General features: G+C 30.3%; 30 protein-coding genes. 28 read left to right on the plus strand and 2 right to left on the minus strand.

The window, feature by feature from the left end:
• Nucleotides 1-16: 16 nt before the first annotated feature.
• From flgL to SFBM_RS03090, 9 genes are all read left to right on the plus strand, one after another.
• Nucleotides 17-988, plus strand: coding sequence for a flagellar hook-associated protein FlgL (flgL, locus tag SFBM_RS03050; protein ID WP_007440693.1), 972 nt, complete (start codon nucleotides 17-19; stop codon nucleotides 986-988).
• Nucleotides 989-1,092: 104 nt separating this feature from the next.
• Entirely contained in the window at nucleotides 1,093-1,500 is a 408-nt protein-coding gene (locus SFBM_RS03055) for a flagellar assembly protein FliW (RefSeq protein ID WP_005806606.1), read from the plus strand.
• Nucleotides 1,501-1,507: 7 nt separating this feature from the next.
• Nucleotides 1,508-1,732 carry a carbon storage regulator CsrA gene (csrA, locus tag SFBM_RS03060; protein WP_005806604.1) on the plus strand — a complete coding sequence of 75 codons (225 nt, stop codon included), beginning with the start codon at nucleotides 1,508-1,510 and terminating at the stop codon, nucleotides 1,730-1,732.
• Nucleotides 1,733-1,776: 44 nt separating this feature from the next.
• Nucleotides 1,777-2,157 carry a flagellar export chaperone FliS gene (gene fliS, locus SFBM_RS03065; RefSeq protein WP_005806602.1) on the plus strand — a complete coding sequence of 127 codons (381 nt, stop codon included), beginning with the start codon at nucleotides 1,777-1,779 and terminating at the stop codon, nucleotides 2,155-2,157.
• Between the two features lie 17 nt (nucleotides 2,158-2,174).
• Nucleotides 2,175-4,574, plus strand: a complete 2,400-nt coding sequence (fliD, locus tag SFBM_RS03070; protein ID WP_014017891.1) for a flagellar filament capping protein FliD — start codon at nucleotides 2,175-2,177, stop codon at nucleotides 4,572-4,574.
• A 24-nt stretch (nucleotides 4,575-4,598) separates the two neighbouring features.
• Nucleotides 4,599-4,937 carry a hypothetical protein gene (locus SFBM_RS03075; protein ID WP_005806598.1) on the plus strand — a complete coding sequence of 113 codons (339 nt, stop codon included), beginning with the start codon at nucleotides 4,599-4,601 and terminating at the stop codon, nucleotides 4,935-4,937.
• A gap of 35 nt (nucleotides 4,938-4,972) precedes the next feature.
• A complete protein-coding gene (locus SFBM_RS03080; protein WP_014017892.1) occupies nucleotides 4,973-5,962 on the plus strand; it encodes a flagellar hook-basal body complex protein in 990 nt (329 codons plus the stop codon).
• A gap of 244 nt (nucleotides 5,963-6,206) precedes the next feature.
• Nucleotides 6,207-7,409 carry a flagellin gene (locus tag SFBM_RS03085; protein ID WP_014017893.1) on the plus strand — a complete coding sequence of 401 codons (1,203 nt, stop codon included), beginning with the start codon at nucleotides 6,207-6,209 and terminating at the stop codon, nucleotides 7,407-7,409.
• A gap of 144 nt (nucleotides 7,410-7,553) precedes the next feature.
• Nucleotides 7,554-8,747, plus strand: coding sequence for a flagellin (locus tag SFBM_RS03090; RefSeq protein WP_014017894.1), 1,194 nt, complete (start codon nucleotides 7,554-7,556; stop codon nucleotides 8,745-8,747).
• A 93-nt stretch (nucleotides 8,748-8,840) separates the two neighbouring features.
• Here SFBM_RS03090 and SFBM_RS07895 read toward each other — a convergent pair whose 3' ends face one another.
• Both SFBM_RS07895 and SFBM_RS03095 read right to left on the minus strand, forming a co-directional pair.
• The gene (locus SFBM_RS07895) at nucleotides 8,841-9,035 is read right to left on the minus strand and encodes a hypothetical protein (protein ID WP_005806592.1); all 195 of its coding nucleotides are present in this window, start codon (nucleotides 9,033-9,035) and stop codon (nucleotides 8,841-8,843) included.
• Between the two features lie 65 nt (nucleotides 9,036-9,100).
• On the minus strand, nucleotides 9,101-10,195 hold the full coding sequence (locus SFBM_RS03095) for a D-alanyl-D-alanine carboxypeptidase family protein (RefSeq protein ID WP_005806590.1): 1,095 nt from the start codon (nucleotides 10,193-10,195) through the stop codon (nucleotides 9,101-9,103).
• Nucleotides 10,196-10,340: 145 nt separating this feature from the next.
• Between SFBM_RS03095 and SFBM_RS03100 the strand changes: the two genes are divergently transcribed.
• From SFBM_RS03100 to SFBM_RS03185, 19 genes are all read left to right on the plus strand, one after another.
• A complete protein-coding gene (locus tag SFBM_RS03100; protein WP_014017895.1) occupies nucleotides 10,341-10,922 on the plus strand; it encodes a DUF2953 domain-containing protein in 582 nt (193 codons plus the stop codon).
• On the plus strand, nucleotides 10,879-11,265 hold the full coding sequence (gene ytfJ, locus SFBM_RS03105) for a GerW family sporulation protein (RefSeq protein WP_005806586.1): 387 nt from the start codon (nucleotides 10,879-10,881) through the stop codon (nucleotides 11,263-11,265). The genes SFBM_RS03100 and ytfJ overlap by 44 nt, the downstream gene beginning before the upstream one ends.
• A gap of 168 nt (nucleotides 11,266-11,433) precedes the next feature.
• Nucleotides 11,434-12,675, plus strand: coding sequence for an aldo/keto reductase (locus SFBM_RS03110; protein ID WP_005806584.1), 1,242 nt, complete (start codon nucleotides 11,434-11,436; stop codon nucleotides 12,673-12,675).
• 19 nt (nucleotides 12,676-12,694) lie between these two features.
• Nucleotides 12,695-13,669: an aldo/keto reductase gene (locus SFBM_RS03115; RefSeq protein ID WP_007440520.1), complete on the plus strand. Its 975-nt coding sequence runs from the start codon at nucleotides 12,695-12,697 to the stop codon at nucleotides 13,667-13,669.
• Nucleotides 13,670-13,718: 49 nt separating this feature from the next.
• Nucleotides 13,719-14,696: an alpha/beta hydrolase gene (locus tag SFBM_RS03120; RefSeq protein WP_007440519.1), complete on the plus strand. Its 978-nt coding sequence runs from the start codon at nucleotides 13,719-13,721 to the stop codon at nucleotides 14,694-14,696.
• A gap of 321 nt (nucleotides 14,697-15,017) precedes the next feature.
• Entirely contained in the window at nucleotides 15,018-15,350 is a 333-nt protein-coding gene (locus SFBM_RS03125) for a hypothetical protein (protein ID WP_005806580.1), read from the plus strand.
• Between the two features lie 142 nt (nucleotides 15,351-15,492).
• Complete coding sequence (rpiB, locus tag SFBM_RS03130; protein ID WP_005806578.1) at nucleotides 15,493-15,942, plus strand: ribose 5-phosphate isomerase B; 450 nt, start codon at nucleotides 15,493-15,495, stop codon at nucleotides 15,940-15,942.
• 62 nt (nucleotides 15,943-16,004) lie between these two features.
• Entirely contained in the window at nucleotides 16,005-16,151 is a 147-nt protein-coding gene (locus SFBM_RS08050; protein ID WP_005806576.1) for a hypothetical protein, read from the plus strand.
• 183 nt (nucleotides 16,152-16,334) lie between these two features.
• A complete protein-coding gene (remA, locus tag SFBM_RS03135) occupies nucleotides 16,335-16,616 on the plus strand; it encodes an extracellular matrix/biofilm regulator RemA (protein WP_005806575.1) in 282 nt (93 codons plus the stop codon).
• A gap of 15 nt (nucleotides 16,617-16,631) precedes the next feature.
• On the plus strand, nucleotides 16,632-17,240 hold the full coding sequence (gmk, locus tag SFBM_RS03140) for a guanylate kinase (protein WP_173362457.1): 609 nt from the start codon (nucleotides 16,632-16,634) through the stop codon (nucleotides 17,238-17,240).
• 22 nt (nucleotides 17,241-17,262) lie between these two features.
• Complete coding sequence (gene rpoZ, locus SFBM_RS03145; RefSeq protein WP_007440518.1) at nucleotides 17,263-17,475, plus strand: DNA-directed RNA polymerase subunit omega; 213 nt, start codon at nucleotides 17,263-17,265, stop codon at nucleotides 17,473-17,475.
• Nucleotides 17,476-17,541: 66 nt separating this feature from the next.
• Nucleotides 17,542-19,764, plus strand: a complete 2,223-nt coding sequence (gene priA / locus SFBM_RS03150) for a replication restart helicase PriA (RefSeq protein ID WP_014017896.1) — start codon at nucleotides 17,542-17,544, stop codon at nucleotides 19,762-19,764.
• 13 nt (nucleotides 19,765-19,777) lie between these two features.
• A complete protein-coding gene (gene def / locus SFBM_RS03155; protein ID WP_005806567.1) occupies nucleotides 19,778-20,224 on the plus strand; it encodes a peptide deformylase in 447 nt (148 codons plus the stop codon).
• Nucleotides 20,225-20,240: 16 nt separating this feature from the next.
• A complete protein-coding gene (gene fmt, locus SFBM_RS03160) occupies nucleotides 20,241-21,194 on the plus strand; it encodes a methionyl-tRNA formyltransferase (RefSeq protein ID WP_007443331.1) in 954 nt (317 codons plus the stop codon).
• Nucleotides 21,195-21,206: 12 nt separating this feature from the next.
• A complete protein-coding gene (locus tag SFBM_RS03165; protein ID WP_005806563.1) occupies nucleotides 21,207-21,887 on the plus strand; it encodes a zinc metallopeptidase in 681 nt (226 codons plus the stop codon).
• Nucleotides 21,884-23,209, plus strand: coding sequence for a 16S rRNA (cytosine(967)-C(5))-methyltransferase RsmB (rsmB, locus tag SFBM_RS03170; protein WP_005806561.1), 1,326 nt, complete (start codon nucleotides 21,884-21,886; stop codon nucleotides 23,207-23,209). The genes SFBM_RS03165 and rsmB overlap by 4 nt, the downstream gene beginning before the upstream one ends.
• Nucleotides 23,202-24,212 (plus strand): 23S rRNA (adenine(2503)-C(2))-methyltransferase RlmN, encoded by a 1,011-nt coding sequence (rlmN, locus tag SFBM_RS03175; RefSeq protein WP_005806559.1) that lies wholly within the window; start codon nucleotides 23,202-23,204, stop codon nucleotides 24,210-24,212. Before rsmB ends, rlmN begins: the two co-directional genes overlap by 8 nt.
• 14 nt (nucleotides 24,213-24,226) lie before the next feature.
• Nucleotides 24,227-24,958, plus strand: coding sequence for a Stp1/IreP family PP2C-type Ser/Thr phosphatase (locus SFBM_RS03180; protein ID WP_005806557.1), 732 nt, complete (start codon nucleotides 24,227-24,229; stop codon nucleotides 24,956-24,958).
• Nucleotides 24,948-26,930 (plus strand): protein kinase domain-containing protein, encoded by a 1,983-nt coding sequence (locus SFBM_RS03185; RefSeq protein WP_007441778.1) that lies wholly within the window; start codon nucleotides 24,948-24,950, stop codon nucleotides 26,928-26,930. Before SFBM_RS03180 ends, SFBM_RS03185 begins: the two co-directional genes overlap by 11 nt.
• The last annotated feature ends 42 nt before the right edge of the window (nucleotides 26,931-26,972 follow it).

Below are 26,972 nucleotides of genomic sequence, written 5' to 3' on the forward strand. Positions count from 1 at the left end.
TTAGGAGGGCATGATAATGAGAATTACAAATGGTATGACCAATCGGAATTTTAATTATAACCTTCACAAAAATCTTACAAGGATGAACAAGATAGATAATCAATTGAATACAGGAAAAGAGATTAATAAGATTTCCGATGATCCAGCAAAGGCTTCAAAGATTATGCGTCTTAAAACTGATATCGCAAAGAATGCTCAATACAATAAAAATATTGTTGATGCGACCAATCATCTTGATGTTACAGATAAGGCATTAGAGCAAGCTAATGATGGACTTCAAAAAATGAGGGAACTTTTGGTTAGTGCGGGTAATGCAACTTATGGGTCAGATGAGAGAGCTGCACTAAAAGAAGAGATATCTCAACTTGTGAATAAAATGGGAGATATTTTAAATACAACTTTTGACGGGAAATATATATTTGGTGGTGAAAGAATTGATCAAAAGCCTGTAGAAATATCAAAAGATCCAATTAGTGGCAATATTAAGCTTGATTATAATGGAAAAAATGGTCAACAAATAACGCAAGTTGAACTTGATCAAATTAAACATCCACTTGAAATGGAAATTTCTTCTGGTGTAAAGATTGATTATGGAGTTAATGCAATTCAAATGTTGGAATTTAAGGATAAAGATGGAAATGATATTAATCTTATGGAGAGTTTCGGTGAAATTTTGCAAAATTTAGATGCAACAGATGAAACAGCTTATAAAAAACTTATAACAAAAAATTTGGAACAAATTGACAATGCACTTCAAAATATTTCAAATATTAGGGGTCAAATTGGTTCAAAACAAAACAGAATGGAAGATGCACTGGAAAGAAATGAAGAAGAAAAATTTAATATTAAGGAAATTTTATCGAGTATTGAAGATATAGATTTTGCAGAAAAAACAATCGATTATGTAACAGCTATGACGATGTATACGGCTTCACTTCAAGCAAGTTCAAAGATAATGCAACCGTCATTGATCGATTATTTAAGATAAACTTGATTGTATATATTTTTTAAACAGGATAATAATAATATTAAAAATATTTTTAAAAAGTATTTTAAATTTTTTAATTTTTGAATTTAGGAGGAATTTAATCAATGGGAGAGCAAATGGTTTTAAAAAATGGTAGTGTAGTATTTGAAAAAGGGTTACCTGGATTTGATGGGCTTAAAAATTTTGAATTGGCGGCATTAGAGCAAGTTGGATTTTTTAATTTAAGTTCTTCTGAGCAGGAAAATATTTCTCTTCTATTAATTGATCCATATATTTATTTTCCTAATTATGAAATAGAAATTGATGATAATACAACAAAGAGATTAGGAATAAAAGATGCAACTGATGTTTTAGTTTTAAGTGTTGTAACATTAAATGATGATGTAGAAAAAATAACTGTGAATTTAAGAGCTCCTATAATTATTAATCTTACAACTGGAAAGTGTGAGCAAGTAATATTAGATAGAGAAGATTATTTGGTTAGACAATCATTAGTAGTCAAAAGAGGGTGATTTTTAAGTGTTAGTTATTTCGCGTAAGAAAGAGGAGAGTTTATTCATTGGAGATGACATTGAGATAAAGGTTGTGAAGATTGAGGACAATTGCGTTAAACTAGCAATAGAAGCTCCGAAAGAATTAAAGATTTTAAGAAAAGAGCTTATACAAGATATTAGTTCCCAAAACAAAAAATCTGTTTCTTCTAATATGATTGACGTTATTTCTAAGATTGATAATCTAAAATAGGTAGGTTTATATAATTATTATTTGAAAATAGGTAGGTAATATTTATGTTAAACGCAAGGGATACTTATAAGAACAGCAGTATTAACAATGTGTCGAAAGAAAAGCTCTTGATTATGTTAGTTGAAGGTGGAGTCAAGTTTTGTAAAATTGCAAAACTTGCCTTTAAAACTAATAATTTAAAAGAGATTCATACGAACTTGGTTAAAGCTCAAGATATTTTTTATGAGCTAATGATAACATTAGATACTGAAAAAGGTGGGGTTTGGGCAGAAAACCTAAAAAGTATATACGCTTTTATAATAGATAGGCTTTCTAGATGTAATATTGAAAAGAACGAAGCGATACTTGATGAAGTTTTCCCTGTTGTTCAAGAAGTGAATGATATGTGGCAAGAGGTTTACAAGAAGGTAGTTAATTCAAAATAATTGTAGGAGGGATATATATGTCATCGATTCAAATGACTGGTATGGCCTCTGGTTTGGATACAAAAGCTATTGTAGAAAGTATGCTTCAGACCGAAAAAAGCAAGATTGATCGCATTAATCAAAATAAACAAATACTGGAGTGGAGACAAGAACTTTATAGAGAATTAATAAATGATGTTAGAGATTTTACTAAAAAGTATTTTGACCCATTGAATAAAGAAACGTATATAATGGGTTCTTCATCTCTTTCTGGGATAAAAGCTGATTCAACGGTTGATAAAACTATAGCAAATATTATAGCTGGAGGGACAGCTGAACCAGGAAATTATGAATTAAAAATGACGCAAATGGCACAATCTGCGAAAGTTAGTGGCTCGAATGTAATAAACCAATCTACGGTTAAAGGAGATTTGAGGATACCGGTTATTGTTGGAGATAGCAATAACACAATAAAAATTGACGGCTATGAGATAAAATTAGATTCAAAGGCATTTGATAGTAAAGAAAGTCTAGCTAAAGCTATAAATGTAAAAATCCAACATAATGAATCAACAAAAGATAAATATGAGGTTTCAGTTAATAAAGATGGACAACTTGAAGTTAAAAGTAATTTTGTTGTAGATGATACCAACAATTCTATAGAAATTAATGTTGGTGGTAAGTATTACACGATTAAGTTAGATAAAGGAGCATATAGTCAGGATAAACTTGTAAGTGAAATAAAGTCAAAACTTAAAAAGCAAATACCTGATGAGGAATACAAAGAATTAAAAGTAGAAGTTGATGAAAGTGGACAAGTTAAAGTAAATGATACCGCATTAGATTCAAAATATAAATTTGAAACTCCAAAGGTTTCAATTAAAGGACAAGAATCAACCAAAGCTGATGGAGCAAGTAATATTTTGAATTATGAATCTAAATTCGTAAAGGGTGAAAATTCAGATTTAGTTATAAGCGTTAGAGGACAAACTCCTACTGTAATAGATTTGTCAGATGTAGATAATTCAAAAAGTAAACAAGAAGTACTGGATCAAATTTCAGAAAAGATCAATGAACATAAGGATGTAACAAATGTAAGTAGTAGCGTAGTTAATGGAAAACTTGTGTTTAAGACAAACAGCAAGGAACAAATCGTTATTAGTGGGAATGCTGCAAATTCAATTGGTATCGGTAACAGTTTAGACATGACCCTTGATGTTAAGACTGAAAAGATGGTAAATGTTTTAAACTTTGATGATCCAAATAATAAAAAAGTTGAATTTACGATTAATGGTGAAACTTTTAAATATGATTTTGGATCTAAAGAAGATAAAGATGGATATAAAGGTGGACAAGATTTGACAATAAAACAGGTATTTTCTGATATTTCATCAAGAGCAAAAGTTAATATTTCTTATAATACGATTTCTAGGACTTTTAACATAGAGTCCAAAGAAACAGGAAAAGAAGTTGTGTTAACAGGAAGTGATACTTCGGGGAAATTTATTGAATCTTTATTTGGTACCGGTACATTAGATGCAAAAGGAGAGAGTGCTGTTGTGGAATTTACAGACGGAGATGGGAACAGTAATATCTTTGAATTTGCATCAAATAATTTTACACTTTCAGGAATTACTTTTGATATAAAAACTCTACCAACAGAACCTATAAAAGTAAGCATTGTTGAAGATATGGATAAGACTGTTGATTTGATGAAGCAATTTGTTGAAGATTTTAATGAGATTATGGATGATCTCAACACTAAGACAAGAGAGAGGAAGAACTCAAAGTATTCACCTTTGACTGAGGCACAAAAAGAGGCGATGACTGAAAAGGAAATTGAGCTTTGGGAAAAGAAAGCAAAGCAGGGAATACTTGGAAATGAGACAAAACTTGAAAGTTTTATGTATGAGCTCAGAAATGCAATTTTTACACCAGTTGATGGTGTGAGTGTGGGTATGCGTGAAATTGGACTCGATACATCGAATGATTATAAGCAAGGTGGAAAAATTATATTTGATGAAGAAAAGTTTAGGAAAGCTTTGGCTAATGATCCACAGAATATTTCAGAATTATTTACAAAGACTTCTGATAGTGGACATGAAAATTATGATCCTGATTTGACTGCTGAGGAGAGGAAAGCAAAGAATGCTGATCAGGGTATTTTTAGAAGAATAAACGATGTTGTGAATGACTATACGAGAACGACAAGAAACAAAAATGGGGAAAAGGGTACGTTTATTGAGATTGCTGGTATAGAAGGAGATACAACGTATACGAGCAACACTATATCAAACAAGATTAAGGAATATGATAAAAAAATTGATAGACTCAATGATTTGATGACTACAAGAGAAAATAGATATTATGCACAATTTACACGGTTAGAAACTGCGTTAAGTAAGCTACAATCTCAGGCATCGATGTTCATGCAATAATATTTAATTTTGAGGTGAGTGTTTATGGAAGAGTTGGTTTATAATCAGTTAAAAATATTTAAAGATCTTACCATGAGAATTATTGATGCTGTGAACTTTGAAGATACGGAAATGGTCTTGGATCTTATAGATGAAAGACAGATTGTATTAAATGAATTAGATGGATGCGATAAAGATATATTGATTAAATGTGCTAAAGATTTAGATATTATAAAGATGGATTCATTGCTTGAATCTCTTATGAAAAATAAGATAAGCGACATTTATGATGAGATTAAAAATATTAGTAAAGAGCGTAAAACAGTGCAAGCATATAACAATAATAATTCATCAAATTATTCTGCATTTGTGTATGAAGTCTAAACAATTTTTTGTAAATGAGTAAATGAGGTGATTTTATGATTAGAGGTATGTATGCAGGTATCAGTGGTATGAAGGCTCAACAGAATAAATTGGATGTTATTGGTAACAACTTAGCAAACGTTTCAACGACAGGTTTTAAAGGTTCAAGGGTTGTGTTTAAAGATATGATGTATCAGAATTCATCAAATGCAGTTGGGGCGTCAAATAACCTTGGAGGAAGTAATGCGAAGCAAGTTGGTCTTGGTGCTAGTGTGGGAAGCATTGATAGAGTAATGGGACAAGGTATGATGCAACCAACAGGACGTCCACTAGACTTGGCTATGGATGGCGAAGGATTTTTTATGGTAGCAAAAGGTCCAGTTGCACACAAGGATGGTGACATAACAATTGATCAAGACGGAAAACTTGATGCAGGTGGCCGTGAAATAATGTATACAAGAGATGGATCGCTATCTTTGGATTCTGAAGGATATCTTGTTACATCAAGTGGTGAGAGGGTACTTGGTTATGTTATGACTGATGGTATGGACGATGATGGAACTATTAATTATGTTGATGCTGATTCTCCAGATCTAGAGGCAGCAGATGGATTAAGAACGCTTAGAATACCAGATAAAGTTAAGTTTCCAGCAGCAAATGGTGGACAAGATGAATACAAAAAAGTTATATCATATTCAATTGGGAAAGATGGGGTAATAACTGGAGTTGTTGAAGGTGGACAAATGACTGTTATTGGACAACTTGCTACAGCTAGTTTTAAAAATGCCGAAGGTCTTGAGGCAGTAGGGAATAATATGTATTTGAACTCTGCAAACTCTGGAACTCCATTAATATCAACAGGACTTGGAGATGATGAGCCTATAGAGAATGGCAGCATAATGCAAGGTATGCTTGAGATGTCAAACGTTGATATAGCTGAGCAATTTACAGATCTTATAGTTACAAGTAGAGCGTTTCAGGCTTCATCAAAAATTATTTCTGCTAGTGATGAGATACTTCAAGAAGTTGTTAATTTAAAAAGGTAGCATAACAGGAGGCACTAAAATTTTAGTGGCTTTTGTTATTTTTTTAATAAAGTTATTTTTAGATTCTTCGATAATGAGAAATGTAACGCTTTGATTGTGTTACATGCTAGATAAAAATTCCTAACATGTTTATAAATACAACATTTTAAAAAGTATATGAAATAGATAAAATTACAATAATAAGTAATGTCTGAATATTTGTTTAACACAAGGATGTAAGATGAAATTCAAGGAGGAATGAACAATGATAATTAACCACAATATGAATGCGATGAACGCACATAGAAATATGGGAAGTACAACAGTTTCACAAGGTAAATCAATGGAGAAATTAAGCTCAGGTTTGAGAATTAATAGAGCAGGGGATGACGCAGCAGGTCTTGCGATTTCTGAGAAAATGAGATCACAAATAAGAGGACTTAACCAAGCGTCAAGAAACGCACAAGATGGTATTTCAATGATTCAAACAGCAGAAGGAGCATTGTCCGAGACTCAAGCAATAGGACAAAGGATGAGGGAACTTGCAGTTCAATCTGCAAACGGAACTTATACAGATGAAGATAGAGAACTTATTAACCAAGAGTTTAATCAATTGAAATCTGAGATTGATAGAATAGCTAACGATACTGAGTTCAATGGTAGTAAGGTTCTTAATGGAGATAAATCAGGAGAAAAAATTGAATTTGATACTGGTTCAATTACAAGTACAGCAGTTAATGGTGGTACTCCATTAGATGCTGCAAATGCAGTAAATGTTTTTTTGGAAACTGATTTAAAAAATGTTAATACTTTAGGTGAAGGTACGTTCCATCTTAAGTTAACAGTTGATGGGAATGAGGCAAAAATAGAATTAACAGATACATCTAAGTTTAATGATAATAAGGCGTATGTATTAGATAGTATAGTTATTAAAGATGGAGCTGTTGGTAATGATGAACATGAGATAACACTAGGTGGAGCGGATTTTAAATTAGCAAAATTGAAAACTCATATACAAGATGCAAATGTAGAAACAGTTGACCTTACTTTGAATAACAAAGTTACAGAAAAAACTGATGGTGTTGAACTCCAAGTTGGTGCTAACAAAGATCAAATGATAGGTGTAAGCATCGGGAATATGGGTTCAAGAGAGTTAGGATTAGGTGGAGTAAATGTTTCTACTGCTGAAGATGCAAAAGATGCAATCGGAAGATTAGATGAGGCAGTTTCAAGAATTTCTGCACAAAGAGCTGACCTTGGTGCTGCTCAAAACAGACTTGAGCACACAATCGCATCAACAGATAACACAGCTGAAAACTTACAAGCTGCTGAATCAAGAATAAGAGACGTTGATATGGCAAAAGAAATGATGAACTTAACAAAGTTAAACGTTCTTCAACAAGCATCTCAATCAATGCTTGCACAAGCAAACCAAGCACCACAACAAGTACTTTCTATATTGAGATAATGAAGGGATGCCTCAGGGCATTCCTTTTTATTTTTAAATCTGAAATTTATACCAGTATAGCAAGCAAATAAACCACTAATAATATAACTATGTCTAGGATGTTTGGCAGGGACGTAAGGATGAAATTCAAGGAGGAATATAACAATGATAATTAACCACAATATGAATGCGATGAACGCACATAGAAATATGGGAAGCACTACAATTGCCCAAGGTAAGGCAATGGAAAAATTGAATTCAGGATTGAGGATAAATAGGGCTGCAGATGATGCGGCAGGTCTTGCGATTTCTGAAAAGATGAGATCACAAATAAGAGGGCTTAACCAAGCGTCAAGAAATGCTCAAGATGGAATTTCAATGATTCAAACAGCAGAAGGAGCTTTATCTGAGACACAAGCAATAGCCCAAAGAATGAGAGAACTTGCAGTTCAATCTGCAAATGGTACTTATACAGATGAAGATAGAACTTTAATAGATCAAGAGTTTAATCAATTAAAATCTGAAATCGATAGAATAGCAACTGACACAGATTTCAGTGGTAGTAAGGTACTTAACGGTGAAAAATCAGGAGAAAAAATTGAATTTGAAAGTGGTACTGTTGCAAGTACTGGAACTGGAACTTTGAATAATACAGATGCAGCTGCAGTGTTTTTAAAAACAGATCTTGAAAATGTTAATACCTTAGGAGAAGGAACATTTAAGCTGAATTTATCACTTGATGGAGATGATGTGAAACTAGAGTTGATAGATGAATCTAAGTTTAATGATAATAAGGCCTATGTTTTAGATAGTACAGTTATTAAAGATGGAGCTGCTGATAATGATGAACATGAGATAACACTAGGTGGAGCAGCATTTAAATTAGCACAATTGAAAGATAAAATAAAGGATGCAAATGTAGAAACAGTTGAACTTACTTTGAATAACGTTGTAAAAGAAAAAACTAATGGTGTTGAACTTCAAGTTGGAGCTAACAAAGATCAAATGATAAGTATAAGTATTGGTAATATGAGAAGTCGTGAACTTGGTCTTGGTGGAGTTAATGTTGCTACGACTGATGATGCAAAAGATGCAATCGGAAGGTTGGATGAGGCAGTTTCAAGAATTTCTGCACAAAGAGCAGATCTAGGAGCATCTCAAAACAGATTAGAACATACGATAGCATCAACTGATAATACAGCTGAAAACTTACAAGCTGCTGAATCAAGAATAAGAGACGTTGACATGGCAAAAGAAATGATGAACTTAACAAAGTTAAATGTTCTTCAACAAGCGTCACAAGCAATGCTTGCACAAGCAAATCAAGCACCACAACAAGTACTTTCATTATTGAAATAAAAGGCTTAGATTATAAATGTAAGTCTTTCATATTTTTATATATGTTAACAAAAGGAATGTTTAGTAACATTCCTTTTGTTATTTGCTATCTAATTATCTGCAGAGTAATGAATAAAGTGCGATTAGTCCAAGTGTGCTACTACCACATCCACCGCCGAAAAATCCAAAGTTATTACCACAGCCACATCCTCCGTATCCATAAGATGCAGGATAGCAAGTATAATTAGGATAATTGTATCCGTAGTATGGCATCATATAGTTATATCCGTATGAATTACAACAGCTCATCGTTTTTGCTCCTCTTTATTTTAAATTTTAGTTATACAATATACTACGAAAAAGAAAAAAAATTGTTACTCTGATTTATAGTTTTTGTTGATGATAGGACAAATGTATATTTGTTCTTCATTTTCAAAAATTTTGAGTGTTCCCAAGTTCTCAAATTCATTAATTTCGTCATCATCTTTTGAATGTTTGATGTTCTCATTAAGGGTAATAACACTCTTAACTTCCATACCTTTTGTTACAGGAACAATTACATCATCCTTTAATATTCCTTCAATCTTTATACCATTTTCTAAACTTTCGTTAATAATTAAATCATTTGAAGAAAATAATTTTTGATACTCATAATTATCTTTTGCATAATTGTAAAGCCATTCGCTAGATTTCCATCTTGGTGTGCAATTAAGCACAACAACTACAATCTCATTGTTGTTACCCATGTTAAATGATGATACTAAACATTTACCGGCCTGACCTGTGTATCCTGTCTTTGTGCCTGTTGCCTGAGGAACCATATATAAAATCTTGTTGATGTTTTGATATGATCTTGAAAATCCAGTATCTGTGTATTCTTTTGTCTTTGAAAGCTCATTAAAAAAATCTATTTGCTTTGTTTTAGATGTAAGCATTGCTAAATCATAAGCAGTTGAATAATGATTTTGACTATCAAGACCATGAGGTGATTCAAAATGTGAATCAAGTATTCCGATTTCTTTTGCATATTCATTCATAAGATCACAAAATCCTTCGATTGAACCAGCAATTCCCTCGGCAATTGCAATTGCTGCATCATTTCCAGATTTAAACATAAGTCCGTAAATAAGTTCTCTTAAAGAAATTTCTTCATCTTTTTTATATCCAACTTTGGATCCTCTAATGGACGCAGCATTAGGTGAAATTTTAATCTTCTGATCCAAATCACCATATTTAATAGCAACTAAAGAAGTAAGTATCTTTGTTGTACTTGCCATAGGTAGAATATTTCGGCCATTTTTATCAAAAAGCACTCTGTGCGTTTTTGCATCAATAACAATGGCAGCATGAGCATTTAAATCATAAGGCTTTTGTTTTTTCACGCTGGCAGAATTAACCTCGATATGTACAGTTGAAACACTAAATATCACGCAAAGTATTCCTACTAAAAGTTTAGAAAATTTTTTCAAAAATAACCACCGCCTAAAAAATAAAATATATTAGTATAGTATGATTAATTAAAATAAAAACTATTCTTAGGGAAATTTTGCATAATAGAGGATATATTTGGTAAAAACTATCTTGAAATAGAACTTAATAGGTTGGGTTGATAAGATGATAAAACTTTTAATTATCCTTTTCATTATTTTAACTCTTTTCATTTCTATAAAAATAAAATTTGATATGAGATATGATAAGAATAAATTAGATTTTAAAGTTTATATTTTTAATTTTGATATAACAAAAATGATAATTAAAACAAAGAAGACCAAGAAAAACGGTGAAGAATTAGTGAAATCTCATAAAGAACGACGAGCTTTTGATACAAAAATTTCTCTCAGAATCTTCAGAGAAATTTTATCGAGAATCAAGTACTTAAAACGCAAACCAAAATTTATTATTACAAACATACTTGAGTTTGGAGTAGAGGACGCAGATGTTACAGCAGTTTTGTACGGTCACATATGCACTATTGTTTATTCAATATTTGGAATAATATCGTGCTATGCTTACACACAAAATAGTAAGATTGATGTAATTCCAAAATATAACACCACACTCTTTAAATTACATTTTGAAGGTATATTAAAAATAAAAATAGCTCAAATTATCTATATAACTTTTTTATTTATTACTTTGGGGAGGAAATTAAATGGAACAACATCCAATAGAAAACTTAATGAAAACTACTCTTGAAAATATAAAAGATATGATTGATGTTAATACAATCATAGGGGATGCTGTAAACACACCAGATGGAACAACAATAATACCTATATCAAAAGTCGGATTTGGATTCGGAACAGGTGGTTCAGATCTTCCAATGCCAGAAAATGCTTCTAGTACAACAAAGCCAAATCTATTTGGAGGAGGAGCAGGTGCAGGTATATCTATTAAGCCTGTGGCATTTTTGGTAGTGAGAGAGGATGCAATAAGATTATTGCCAATAGATCATAACAACTCATACGAAAAAATAATAGATTCAATCCCTCAATTAGTAGAAACATTTAAAGGAATGTTCGAAAAAAATGAAAATTAAATAAATATCCCAAAGGCTTTTAGTTCAATTGTGTGACTAAGAGCCATTTCTATTTTTTATCTATGCTGAAAGTGTATAATATTTTTAAAAAATCATTATTGACTTAGAGTTAACTCTAAATTGTATAATTTATTTGACCATTGGAACAAATGATGTAGGAGGATATTGATGACTATAAAAGAAGTATGTGAAAGGTGTGGAATTAGTGCAGATACGCTCAGATATTATGAAAGGGTTGGAGTAGTTCCACCAGTTGGTAGAACAAAGGGAGGTATTCGTTTTTACACTGATGAAGATATTAGTTGGGTAGAAAATGCTATCTGTATGCGTAGAGCTGGTCTTTCAGTAGAAATGTTATCGGAGTATGTTCGTTTGTTCCAAAAGGGAGATAGTAGTATTCCTGCAAGACGTACTTTACTCATGGAGGCGAGAGAAGAAATTAATAGTCAGTTAAAGAAGTACCAGGAAACTATGGATAAATTAAATTATAAGATTTCTCTATATGATGAAGCAATGAGAAGTGGAGTCTTGAGATGGAATATGTCAAAGAAAAGGAGAGATTTTCAAATGGAATTTATGACACTAAATAATGGACAAAAATGTCCAGTAATTGGGATTGGTACATTTTTGATAAAACCAGTTGATGCAGAGAACAGTGTAAGAGAGGCTCTTAAAATGGGTTATTCTTGTATTGATACGGCGGCTGCTTATTGTAATGAACGTGCAGTTGGAAGAGGAATGAAATCAAGTGGTGTTGCTAGAGAAAACATATTTCTTTCAACAAAAATTTGGCCATCTGATTATGAAAATCAAAATGCAGTAAACGAAACGCTAGAACGTCTTGATACAGATTATGTTGATTTGTTATATATTCATCAACCTGCAGGTAATTGGATGTCAGGATACAGAATGTTAGAGAAAGCATATAGAGATGGGAAAGCGAAGTCAATTGGAATTTCAAATTTTGAAGGTGAATTTATTGAAGAGCTAGAGAAAAAATGGGAGATTGTACCACAATTTATGCAAGTTGAGGCACACCCATATTTTACACAAGACAAATTACGCACAAAACTTGATGAATTTGGAATTAAATTAATGAGTTGGTTCCCACTTGGTCAGGGTGACAAAGCATTAATTGGAGAAACTATTTTCGAAGAATTAGGTAAGAAATATAATAAAACTTCTGCGCAAGTTATTCTTCGTTGGCATACACAAATGGGATTTGCAGTTATTCCAGGAAGTAAAAATATAGATCATATTCGAGATAATTTAAATATTTTAGACTTTAAACTTACTGATGAAGAAATGGCTGAAATTTCGAAATTAAATAAAGGTACACGTTATTATAATAGAACAGATGAACAGTTAGAAAAATTTGTTTTATGGCATCCAGAATTTGAAACAAAATAAAAAATGTGAGGAATTGAATATGAAATATGCTGAATTAGGTAATACAGGTATACAGGTTTCAAAGATTTGTATAGGTGCAATGTCTTTTGGGAAAGCAAGTCAGAAATTTTTGCAGTGGACTTTAAATCAAAATGAAACAGAAGATATGATTGCTCATGCATGGGAACTTGGTATTAATTTCATAGATACTGCAAATTTTTATGGCGGTGGAACAAGTGAAGAGTACACGGGGAAAGCACTAAAAAATCTTGGTATACCTAGGGATAAAGTTATTCTTGCGTCTAAGGTTTATTTCAATGAGGGAAAACTTTCTCGTGCGGCAATTTTGAGAGAAATTGATGGTACATTGTTACGACTAGGAACTGATTATTTAGATTTGTATCAAATCCATCGTTTTGACTATGATACACCGATAGAAGAAACCATGGAGGCTTTAGATTCGCTTGTAAAATCAGGAAAAGTTCGAGCATTAGGTGCATCAGCAATGTATGGATATCAATTTCATAATATGCAAGTTTGTGCAGAACAAAACGGATGGACAAAATTTTCAACTATGCAAAATCATTACAATCTTTTGTATCGTGAAGATGAAAGAGAACTTATTCCAATTTGTAAACAGTACAATGTTTCTCTTATCCCATATAGTCCATTAGCAGGTGGACATTTGACTCGTATTGAGTGGGAATCTGGTAGTAAACGTAGTAACACAGATAGTTATTTAAAAATCAAATATGATGGAGCAAAAGAAAACAATATGGAAATTATTAATCGTGTAAATGGACTTGCAAAAAAATATGACGTTTCTATGGCACATATTGCTCTAGCATGGCACTGGAAAAAAGGTGTGATATCACCAATTGTTGGAGCAACAAAAATTTATCATTTAGATGGAGCAGTGAAAGCCCTTGATATAGAGTTGTCAGATAGTGATGTAATATATCTTGAAGAACTATATAGAGCACATGAAGTAATTCTGACTAAAGTAGAAAATTAAAAAAGTTTTAAACTTGTACAATAAGAATTGGAAAAGTGAGACAGCTAAAATGAATGGTGAAAAATTAATATTAACAAATATTTGGGATAAGACATTTTCGAAGAGTGATAAAGTAAATCATCAAAAAGTGACTTTTTATAATCGTTATGGTATTACATTAGTGGCAGATCTTTATATTCCAAAGGATGTTTCTGGAAAGTTACCTGCTATAGCAGTTAGTGGACCTTTTGGAGCTGTAAAAGAACAAGCGTCTGGCTTATATGCACAAACTATGGCAGAGAGGGGTTTTCTAACGATTGCCTTTGATCCTTCTTTTACTGGTGAAAGTGGAGGTTACCCACGTTACGTAGCATCACCTGACATTAATACAGAAGATTTTCAAGCTGCAGTTGATTTTCTTTCTGTACAAGAAAATGTTGATTTAGAAAGGATAGGTATTATTGGAATTTGTGGATGGGGTGGCATGGCCCTTAATGCTGCAGCAATTGATACTAGAATTAAGGTAACGGTTATTTCTACTATGTATGATATGACTCGTGTAAATGCAAAGGGATATTTTGATTCTGAAGATAGTGTAGATGCACGATATGAGAAACGAAAAGTCATGAATGATCAGAGAATTAGAGATTATAAAAACGGAATGTATGCACTTGCAGGTGGTGTGCCTGATAAAATACCAGAAGATGCTCCTTTTTACCTTAAAGATTATTATAATTATTATAAAACAGATCGAGGATACCATTCACGTTCTTTAAATTCTAATGCTGGATGGAATATAACATCTTCTTTATCATTTTTAAATATGCCAATTCTACAATACGCAGATGAAATTCGAAGTGCAGTTTTATTAATTCATGGTGAAAAGGCACATTCTTGTTATTTTAGTAAAGATATATATGAAATCTTAAAAGGAGATAATAAGGAATTATTTATTATTCCAAATGCTGTTCATATAGATTTGTATGATAACATTGAAGTTATTCCATTTGATAAAATAGAAGACTTTTTCAAATTAAATTTCAAGTAATAGTGATAGGCATATGTTTATAATGTTAGAGTGCATGGATTGTTAAAAAATAAGTTTAGATATGAATATTAAAATATAGTCTTTAAATGGAATGGGCTATATTTTTTTGTTTTTGAGTTCTTTAATAAATAAAAAACACATAATATATAATGTATGAATATTAAAAAACCCGTCTAATACAACAAATGTTAAATATATTTTTATTTTTAGAAATACCTTAAGTTTATAAGTTGGAGAATAGAGGATAAGAAGAATAGTAATAATTAGAAATTTTTAAATCTGAGTATATTATATGTGTCTTAACAATTTAGGAGGTTAATAATGGCAAGGTTAAGTAAGCAAATTAAAAATAAACTTGTCGCTTATGTAAACGATCGTGAAAAAGGAAAAAAAGCTGGCCAAGCTATTATGGAATTTTACGCATTGAATGAGGAAGAACTTAAAAAATATCAAGATGATGTACCTATGGAAGAATTTATACAGAAGTTATATATAGCATACAGAAATGAATATTTTTTGAAAAGTGTTGCTAACAAAAACATAAAGACGGTACCAATTGAGACAGATAAAGATCAATTATTGAATGAACTTAGTGAGACTATAGATAAAATGAATGAATTATATAACAAAGTTAAAAAGATGCTTAATGCTTAGTTAAATAAAAGCATGTTGACTTATGATAAGTAACATGTTTTTATTTTAACAATCAAGTATAAAAGTTTGTTATTTAAGGTATTTTATTATAGAATCAAGGTATACATAAATTGATTATTGGTGAACGTAAAGGAGTAATTTTATGAATATATATATTTCATCAGACCATGCAGGATATGAACTTAAGTTTAATTTGGTTTCAATGTTAATCGAGGAATTCAAAAATCATGAAGTATTTGACTGTGGACCATATTCAGAAGAATTAGTTGATTATCCAACATTTGCTGAAAAAGTTTGTGAAAATGTTTTATTTAATGAGGGTTCTTTAGGTATATTGATATGTGGCACAGGCATTGGGATGAGTATTGCAGCTAATAAGATAAAAGGAATAAGAGCAGCTTTGTGTAATGACATATTTAGTGCTAGACTTGCAAGGCAACATAATAATGCAAATGTCTTAGTTCTTGGATCAAGGGTAATAGGGAACGGTTTAGCTCAAGAAATTGTAACATCTTTTTTACAAAGTGAGTTTGAAGGTGGAAGACATAGCGAAAGATTAGCGTTAATAAAAAATTTAGAAAATAGAAACTAATTGTATATTAATACAAAAAGAGTACAAACTATCTATGTAGCAATTTAAGGGGGATTTCTTGCATGAAGGTTTGTAAAAAAGGAGATTATAAGGAGGTTGCTAAAAAAGCAAGCGAATTATTAAAAGAAGGAATAGGGATTTCTGAGATCATAAATTCGACACAGAAAAGCTTAATGAATATTAAAAAGTTAAATAAAAAAATTAAATAGGTTTTTATATTTATGGATTATTCCTTATGTTATTTTTAGATTGGGATAATCCATTTTTTTGAATAATTTTTTATTGAATTTAAATATTTTTATTTATATAATAATCTTATTATATTTTTATATATACTATATGTAGAATTTAGTTTTATTTATTTTTAAGCTGGATTAGAGGGATGATAATATATGAGTATCAAATTTATTAATATAGGTTTTGGGAATATAGTGTCTGCTAATAGACTAATTGCTATTGTAAGTCCTGAATCAGCTCCTATAAAGAGAATAGTAACTGAGGCTCGAAGTAGAGGTATGTTAATTGATGCTACTTATGGTAGGAGAACTAGAGCAGTTATAGTTACAGATAGTGATCATGTTATACTTTCTGCAGTACAACCTGATACTGTAGCACATAGACTGGATATTAAGGAAAATAATTTGAAGGAACATTTGATGGAAGAGGATGAGTAGTATTTTATGGATGAAATGTACAATAAGGGATTATTGATTGTTCTTTCTGGACCTTCTGGTGTCGGGAAAGGTACGGTTTGTAAAGAACTTATGAAAAAGTATGATTATAAGGTTTCTATTTCTGCTACTACTAGGTCTCCGAGAGAAGGAGAAGTTGATGGAGTTAATTATTATTTTTTAGATAAGGATACCTTTAAATCAAAGATTGAAAATAATGAATTTTTAGAGTATGCTGAAGTTTATGGGAATTATTATGGTACGCTTAAAAGTCAAGTTGAAGAAGAGTTAAGTAGAGGGAATAATATTATACTTGAGATTGATATTCAGGGGAGTATGCAGGTGCAAAGTGTTTTTGAAAATGCAGTGTACATATTTTTATTACCACCGTCTATAAACGAGCTTAAAAGTAGGATTTTGAAAAGAGGAAGTGAAACTGAATCTTCGTTCAATTTAAGATTTTCTTCAGTTAGTGAAGAATTAAAATGTATGGTTAATTATGATTATGCAGTTATAAATGATGATGTTGAGGGTGCAGTTGAGAAAATAAATGGTATAATAAGGACTGAAATGAGTAGAATAAGTAGAATGAATTTAGAAAAATTTATTGGTGGATATATTTTTTAGTTTTTATAAGAGGAGGGATCTTATGAAAGATTCTATTGTTTACCCATCTATAAGTGAACTTATGAAGAAAGTAGACAATAAATTTTCACTTGTTATACTTTCTGCAAAAGTTGCGAGGCATAATATAGATAAAGATAAGGATGTAAAAAGAGATAAACACATTAATTATTTAACTCAATCTGTTCTTGATATTTATAATGATAAGATAGATTTTAGTACAATTGATTCCGAATAATTTTTTTGTAAATACTTAGGTATAAAATTAGCCTAAGTATTTTATTTTAATTTCATAGGAGATCTGATGAGTAAGTATGCAAAAGTAATTATACAATCTATAAGTGATAAGTTAGATAAATTCTTTACATATATAATACCAGATGAGATGAAGGATGAAGTTTCTTTAGGAAGTGTTGTGAAGCTTCATTTTGGATTTAATAAGAAATTAGTTTTTGGATTTGTTTTTGAGATATTAGATGAGGAAGATTTATTTGAAGATGATAAAAAGTATTTAGATAAAATAAAGAGTTTAAATTCTATTGACAAGAGATTTCACTTGAATAACGATTCATTGGAGCTTATTAAATATATTCGAAATAAATATTTATCTTCTTATTATGAAGCTATATCTTTATTTATACCTTCAAAGTTTTTAGATGATGCAAGTTTAAAGATAAAGGATTATTTGTACTTGGATTGTGAGGTTGCTGTTCCTGAAAGATTTAAGAAAGATCCATATATAAGCATAATGGAATTTGTTTTTAGCAATCCGAATGTTTATGATAAAAATGAATTAAGTAAGATTAATAATTTTTCTAAGAGCTCTATATCTACTCTCATAAAACATGGAATATTGAAGATTAATTCTAAAGAAAGGTCTATATTACCATCTTTTCGAGATTCAACTTATACAAAAAAACACCTTAACGATGAACAAAAAACAGTTTATAATGAGGTTATACATGGAGATGAGAAGATTTTCTTAGTTCATGGGGTTACTGGTAGTGGCAAGACGGAAGTTTATTTATCAATATTTAAAAATTTTGTTAGTAGAGGTTATGATTGTTTAATACTTGTACCAGAAATTTCTCTTACTCCTCAAATGATTGATAGAGTGAGAGAACAGTTTGATAATGATGTAGTTATATATCACAGTAAGTTAACTACTAATGAACGTTTTACTGAGTGGCAAAAAATTAATAGTGGTAAAGTTAAGGTTGCTATAGGAACTCGTTCAGCTTTATTTTTGCCTTTTAAAAATTTGGGATGTATTGTAATTGATGAGGAACATGAGGGTACATATAAGTCTGATAGTGATCCAAAGTATTTGGTGAGAGATATTGCTGTTAAATATTCTGAACTTAAGGATGATTTAAAGATTGTACTTGGATCAGCAACACCAAGTATAGAATCGTATACTATGGCAAAAAATAGAAAATATAAACTTTTAACCATTAAAAATAGAGTTAATAATAGAAGTTTCCCAAATGTTTTTGCTGTTAATATGAAAGATGAACTTAAGTGTGGGAACAAATCTATTTTTAGTAGACTTTTGTATGATAAGATAAATGATAGGATCTCTAAGTCTGAACAAGTAATATTGTTTATTAATAAGCGTGGTTTTTCCAGTTTTGTTTCATGTAGAGCTTGCGGATATGTATACAAATGTAAGTATTGTGATATAACATTGACATACCATGGTAATAATAGTCATTTGATATGTCATTACTGTGGATATGCACAAGCTATGAGTAACATATGCGTGGAATGTGGAAGTAACTATGTCAAACATTTTGGAATTGGTACAGAGAAAGTTGAGTTTATAACTAAAAAGATATTTCAGAATGCTAGAGTTTTAAGAATGGATTTTGACACGACTAGAAGAAAGGATTCATATTCTAAATTTTATGATGAAATTAAAAACAAGAATGTCGATATTGTTATTGGAACTCAAATGATTGCCAAAGGATTTGATTTTGAAGATGTTACTCTTGTCGGTGTTTTAGCGGCAGATTTGAGCATGAATGTTCCGGATTATAAAGCTTATGAAAGAACATTTCAACTTTTGAATCAGGTTTCTGGAAGATCTGGTAGAGGATCAAAATTGGGTGAAGTATGTATACAAACATATAATCCAGAGAATTATGTTATAAAACATTCAATGAATAATGATTATGAATCATTTTATAATGATGAAATTAAGCTCAGAAAGATACTTGATTATCCACCATTTGTGGATATATTAAATATATTATTCCAAGCAAAAGATGAAAATTTATATACTGAAGTTCTTATTCCCTTATATAGGGAACTTAAAAGTAAGTTTGGAATAAAATATCAAATTTTAGGTCCTTCATCTTGTATGATATCTAAAATTAATGATTATTATAGGTGGCAGATTATTTTTAAAGGGGATCAGGATAATGAAACCTATAATAATATAAAGGTTTTAATCAATGATAAATTGAGTAATGTAAAATCTAAATATAAAATTAGTTTTGATGTAAATCCATATTCAATATTTTAAGGAGGAAAGTTAAATGGCATTGAGACAAATAAGAGTTGATGGAGATGAAATTTTAAGAAAGATAAGTAAAAAAGTTGATGTAATAGACGATAGTTTAAAAAGTCTAGTAGATGATATGTTTGAAACTATGTATCATGCTGATGGAGTTGGATTAGCAGCACCACAGATCGGTATATTGAAAAGAATAATAGTTATTGATATAGAAGTTATAAAAAAAGTTATGATAAATCCAGAAATAATTTCTGAGAGTACAACAGATATGCAAGATGGTCCAGAAGGATGTTTAAGTGTTCCAGGTATTGAGGATACTGTAAGGCGTCCAAAGCTTTTAACTGTTAGATATATGAATTTAGATGGAGAGATTGTAACAGAGGAAGCAAGAGATTTATATGCAAGAGTTATTTGTCATGAGGTAGATCATTTAAATGGAATTTTATTTACAGATAAAGTTTTAAAATAATAAGAAGGTGTTTGCTTTGTTTAAAGATAAATTTAATGTATTGTTTATGGGAACTCCAGAGTTTGCAGTTGATACACTCGAGATGCTTATACATAACCATAATGTTTTAGCTGTTGTAACTCAACCAGATAAACCTCAGGGTAGGGGATATAAATTAAAGTCATCACCTGTTAAAGAGGTTGCACTTAAATATAGTATAGATGTATATCAGCCTGATAAAGTTAAGGATAATGATGAATTTATTAATAAAATTAGAAATATGGATTTGGATTTAATTATTGTTGTTGCTTATGGTAAAATATTACCATCAGATATTTTAAATATACCTAAGTTTGGATGTATAAATTCTCATGCTTCATTGTTACCAAGACATAGAGGAGCAGCACCTATTAATTTTGCTATAATATCAGGAGATAATAAGAGTGGAATAACTACAATGTTTATGGATGAAGGGTTAGATACGGGTGATATAATTGAAAAATATGAAGTGGAAATTGAAGATTATATGACTGCAGGTCAATTACATGATAAATTGAAACTAATAAGTGCTTATGGTATGAAGGATACACTTCAAAAAATTAAAAATGGAACCATAAAGAGACAAAAGCAAGATGATTCGAAAAGCACATATGCTCCGATTATCACGAAAGAATTTGCTCATATTGATTTTTCTAAATCTGCACGGGATATATTAAATTTAATAAAAGGATTAAATCCGTGGCCTGTTGCATATTGTTTATATGAAGAAAAAAAAATAAAATTATATGAGGCTAAAGAGGTTTCGATTAATGAAGATAAATATATAGATTTTAGTTATGGTCAAATAGTAGAAATTAATGATGATGGACTTTTAGTTAAATGTGGACAAGGATTTATTTTAATAACTACCATACAATTTGAAAATAAAAAAGTTATGTCTATTAAATCTTTTTTAAATGGTAATATTATAAGTAAAGTTAGATTGAATTAAGGAGTGATTTTAATGTTTTATTTTGATAGGACGATAATTTTGTTAATACCTGCAATAATTGTTAGTGCTATTGCTCAATTTAAAATTTCATCTGCTTATAATAAATATTCTAAAGTTACAAACCAAAGAGGAATTACTGGAGAACAGGCAGCTATTAATATTTTGAAGGCAAATGGAATTTATGATGTTGAAGTGGAAATGGTAAATGGTCGTATGACAGATCATTATGATCCTAGAGCGAAAAAATTGAGATTATCACAAGAGGTTTATTTTGGAACGTCAATAGCAGCAGTTGGAATTGCATCTCATGAGGTGGGTCATGCGATACAACATAATGTTAGTTACACACCTTTAATTTTAAGAAATGCTATTGTTCCAGCAGTAAATTTTGGAGCTGGATTCTCTTGGATATTATTTTTATTAGGTTTAATAATGGGTATCAAGCCATTACTTACTATTGGGATAGTTTTATTTTCACTTACAGTTATATTTCAATTGGTAACACTTCCTGTTGAATTTAATGCGTCAAATAGGGCGATAAAGTCAATTAAAAACATGGGATTATTAGTTGGCAATGAAGTTAATGGCGCAAAAAGTGTTTTATCATCAGCAGCATTAACGTATGTAGCAGCAGCACTAATGTCGATTATGAGCTTACTCAGACTTATAGTATTAGCAAGGGGAGACGAATGATAAATAATTTAAGATATGATTGTGTTATTATACTTGATGAAGTCTTAAATAGAGGTGCTTATTCGAATATTACACTTAAAGATTATTTAGATAAATCGAGTTTAAAAGATATAGATAAAAGATTGGTTACAGAGATTGTTTATGGGACAATACGTTATAAGTTAACTATCGATGATATATTAAATAAGTTTGTTAAGAAACTTGATGAAAATAATATTTCAACTATTATTCTTAGAAGTGCAATTTATCAATTGAAGTATCTTGATAAAATTCCTGAATATTCTGTTTTAAATGAGAGTGTGGAAGCTGCTAAAAGGTTGTGTAAGAATAAAAGTGGATTTGTGAATGGAGTTTTAAGAAATTATTTGAGAAATAAGAAATTCATTGATAGTGGTAAGAATACTCTGCAATATGAGTATTCTTTTTCTTCATGGATGGTAAAATTATTTAAGTCTCAATATCCTAAAAATTATATAGAATTGATGAGGGCTTTGAATAAAAGAAGTGAAACTTGTTATAGGATAAATTCTAAAATGATTTCTAAGCAAGATTTTATAGAAAGGTTTAAAGATGAATTTAGAATTGAAGATATCAAAGAGTTTAAAAATTCTATAAAAATAAAATCTCCAATTAACATATCTAAACTAGATTTATATAAAAACGGATTTATTAGTGTTCAAGGTTTGAGTTCTCAGATAGCCTGTGAAATATTAAATCCTAAAGAAGGTGATGTAATTATTGATTTATGTGCAGCACCTGGAGGAAAGTCTACATATATTGCTGAACTTTCAAATGATAAGTGTAAATTGATTTCTTGTGATATATATGATCACAAGATAGACCTAATTAAAAATAGTGCAAACAGGTTGAAACTCAGTTCTATAGATTGCTTTATAAATGATGCTACTATTTTGAATGAGAAGTTTATTGATAAGGCAGATAAGGTTTTGGTTGATGCTCCGTGTTCGGGATTGGGAGTAATTAATAAGAAACCTGAAATAAAATGGTTTAAAAATACTTATGATTTGAAAGAAATTATTGATATACAGAGGAAAATTATTTTTAATGCATCAAGATATGTTAAATCAAATGGTGTTTTAATGTATACTACATGCACTCTTAACAAAAATGAAAATGAAGATATAATTAATTGGTTTTTGGAAACTAATAATGACTTTATTTTAGAGTCGATTGATGATTATGATTTTAGTAATTTATTTTTTGAAAACAATAAAGGAATGATTACTATTTTTCCGACTGAATTGAGCAATGGATTTTTTATAACTAAATTGAGAAAAAAATTAAGAGGATTATATGTTTAATGTATTGAATTTTAAAAGTGATGAACTTAGAAAATATTTAGAAGAAAATAAATTTAGAGGATTTAAAGCAAATCAAATAATAGATTGGATTTATAATAAAAAGATTTTTGATTTCGATGATATGACAAATCTTAGTAATATAGAGAGGAAACAATTTAAAGATATTTTAAAAATTGAACTTCCATTAATTGAGAAAGTCCAAAAATCTATAGATGGTACAATTAAATTCTTGTTAAAATTAGTTGATGGAAATTTAATTGAATGTGTGTTTATGGTGTACGATTATGGAAATACTATTTGTATTTCTACTCAGGTTGGATGTGCTATGGGATGTAAATTTTGTGCATCTACTGTAAATGGATTTTTAAGAAATCTTGAATTGTGTGAGCTCATGGGTCAAGTTTTAGTTGTTGAGAGATACACATCGAAAAAAATAAATCGTATAGTTCTTATGGGTACTGGGGAACCGTTGTATAATTATGAGAATATAATAACATTTATACATGAGATGAGAAGCAAAATGGGTATGAGTAGCAGACATATAACTTTGTCTACTTGTGGAATAGTGCCTAAGATTTATGATTTAGCAAACGAGGGTTTGAGTATAAATCTTGCTATATCGTTGCACGCTATTAATGATGATAAGCGTAAGACAATTATGCCTATAGCAAATAAATATTCTATAAATCAGTTAATTGATGCATGTTTGAATTATTTTGATAAAACTAAGAGGAGGATATCTTTTGAATATCTTCTTATAGATGGTGTTAATGACAGCGATGATGATGTAAGGGAATTAGTTTCTTTGTGCAAGAAAAGTAAGGCTCATGTTAATTTGATACCAGTTAATGAAATAAATGAAAATGATTTTAAAGAATCTAGGAGATTAAAGAAATTTTATAACTATTTGTTGGATTCAGGAGTTAATGTGACAATGAGACAGAAAAAGGGAGTAGATATAGATGCAGCATGTGGTCAGCTTAGATTAAGTTATAGTAAGTAGGGGGATATTCTACAATGGTTGGAGCTATGAGTGATATAGGTAATCTTAGAGTTGTTAATGAGGATTATTTAGATTATTATATATGTGGTAGTTATCAATTATACATTATTGCTGACGGCATGGGAGGACATAATGCTGGTGATATTGCTAGTAAAATCTGTGTTCGAATGATTAAAGAGTATATAATGAAAGAATATTTTGATGGAATTGATTTGGAGTTACTTTTAAAGAATGCTGTTCAATTTGCGAATAGAGAAATTTACTTTAAGTCTTTAGAAAATAAAAAGTATAAGGGTATGGGTACTACTCTTACTCTTTCTCTTGTTCATGGAGATAAAATTTATATTGTTAATGTTGGAGATAGTTGTTTTTTCTCTATAGGTGGTAGTGAGATAACCAAGATAACTAAAGATCATTCATTTGTCCAACAATTAATAGATAATGGTGTATTAAGTCAGGATGAAGCTAAAGATTATCCTAATAGGAATATTATAACTAGATCTGTTGGAATTAATGTTAGTGTAGAAGTAGATATGTTTATTATAGATAATGATAAGAATTTTTATTTGTTGTGTACAGATGGATTAATAAATGAGATAAATCAGGATGAAATAGTCCCATATATAGAAAATAATAAAAATGATTTGTATAAGGCATGTAATGATTTGATTACTTTAGCTAAAGAAAGAGGAGGCAGAGATAACGTATCTCTAATAATTTTTGGAGGCACTAGCAATGATAGGTAAGGTAATAGGTGGCAGATATGAAATAATAGAAAAACTTGGTGAAGGTGGAATGGCTAATGTATATAAGGCCAAGTGTAAAATATTAAAGAGATTTACTACAATTAAGATTCTTAAACAGGAGCTTACTAATGATGAGGAATTTGTACGTAAGTTTAAGGATGAGGCAATGGAAGTTGCTAAGTTATCTGATAATAATATAGTAAAGGTTTATGATATAGGAGTCGAAGATAACTTGCACTATATTGTAATGGAATATATAGATGGAAAGACTTTGAAGGAGTACATAAGTGAAAGAGGAGTACTTTCTATAAAGGAAGCATTAGATTTTAGTATACAAATTTGTAATGGGTTGGTTATTGCCCATGATATAGAATTAATACATAGAGATATAAAGTCTCAAAATATTTTAGTTTCGAATCATGGTAATATAAAAGTGACTGATTTTGGAATAGCAAAGTCCTCTGATTCTGCCACAATAACTAATTCAGGAAAGATATTAGGATCGGCATATTACATATCTCCAGAACAGGCTCGTGGAAATTTCGTAGATTGTAGAAGTGATATTTATTCTTTTGGTGTTGTGATGTATGAAATGTTTACAGGAAGGTTACCATTTACTCATGGAACGCCGGTTAATGTTGCGTTGCAACATATACAAGTAGATCCAGTTGAACCTATGGATATAGTTAAGAAATTACCTATTGGGATAAATAATCTTATAATAAAGTGTCTTCAAAAGAATCCTGCATTAAGATATCAAAATTCTAAGGAGTTAAGAGATGATCTGAAAGCACTGCAAAATAATAAAAAGCACTTTGTTACAAGATGTAATATGCTTGATAAAACCACAGTTATGTCTGCAGTAACACCACCAATTCCAACTAAGTTAAAGAAAAATAATGTATTTAGAAATATTGTCATCGTTCTTTTGCTTATACTCGCTATTATTGTTTTAATAATGAGTTTTAAATTTAGTGGATTAGTTGGAAAATTTTCTGCTGATATCAGTGTTCCTTCATTTTTGGGGAAAACTGGGGTTCAATATGAGCGAGAGTTGGAAGAATTAGGTTTAAATTATAAAATTTCTGGATATGTGGAAAGTGATTTAGAAAAGAATTTTGTAGTTGATATTTATCCTAAAGAGGGAACAATAGTAAAAAAAGGAGATACGATTAAAATTGTATTAAGTGATGGAGTTGAACTCGTAGATGTTCCTAATATAGTTAATATGACTTTAGATAAAGCTAGATTGGTATTGCAAAGAGAAGGACTTACTATTGGGAATATAGAAGAAAGATTTAGTGATGTATATGAGCGTGGTGTAATAATGATTCAAAATCCTAGTCAGACTTCAAAAATAGGTAAGAATGAAACTATATCTGTTGTTATAAGTAGGGGATCTGAAACGGAACTTGTTGTTGTTCCTCAATTTGTAGGTAAGGATATAGTTGAGGCACAGAATTTAGCTGTATTGAATGGGATTAATATAAAATTGAAGTCGGTTGATACAACTAATCAAGAGAATGATAAGAAAATATTTTATCAGTCTGTTCCAGATGGAATTGAGATTAAGCCAACAGTTGAGATTGAGTTAAGTTATTATAACTATGTTAAAAAGCAATTTGATGATGATACTTCTCCAGATAAAGATTTAGATAAAGAACCAGATGACACTGTTGAAGATAATGTTAAAGATGAGCTTACCAGCAGTGAAAGTAATGATGAGACTGATGAAGGCAATAAAGAAAATTTAATAGGACAAAGTGAAACTATTAATCAAGAAGGTAATATGACTAAGGTACCAGATATAATTGATTACACTGTGAAGGATGCACGTGAAATTCTTAAGGAGAGTGATCTTGAATTAGATGCTAACAATTTTGATGATACAGATGTTATTAAAAAAATTGATTGCTTAGTTGGAGATGAAGTGATTTCAGGGTCGCAAATAAAGATAGAAGAAGTATATTGATATTTATAGCTTTTTAAAAATTTATGTTTAAATTTTTAAAAG

This window comes from Candidatus Arthromitus sp. SFB-mouse-Japan, assembly GCF_000270205.1.
Classification (GTDB): Bacteria; Bacillota; Clostridia; order Clostridiales; family Clostridiaceae; genus Dwaynesavagella.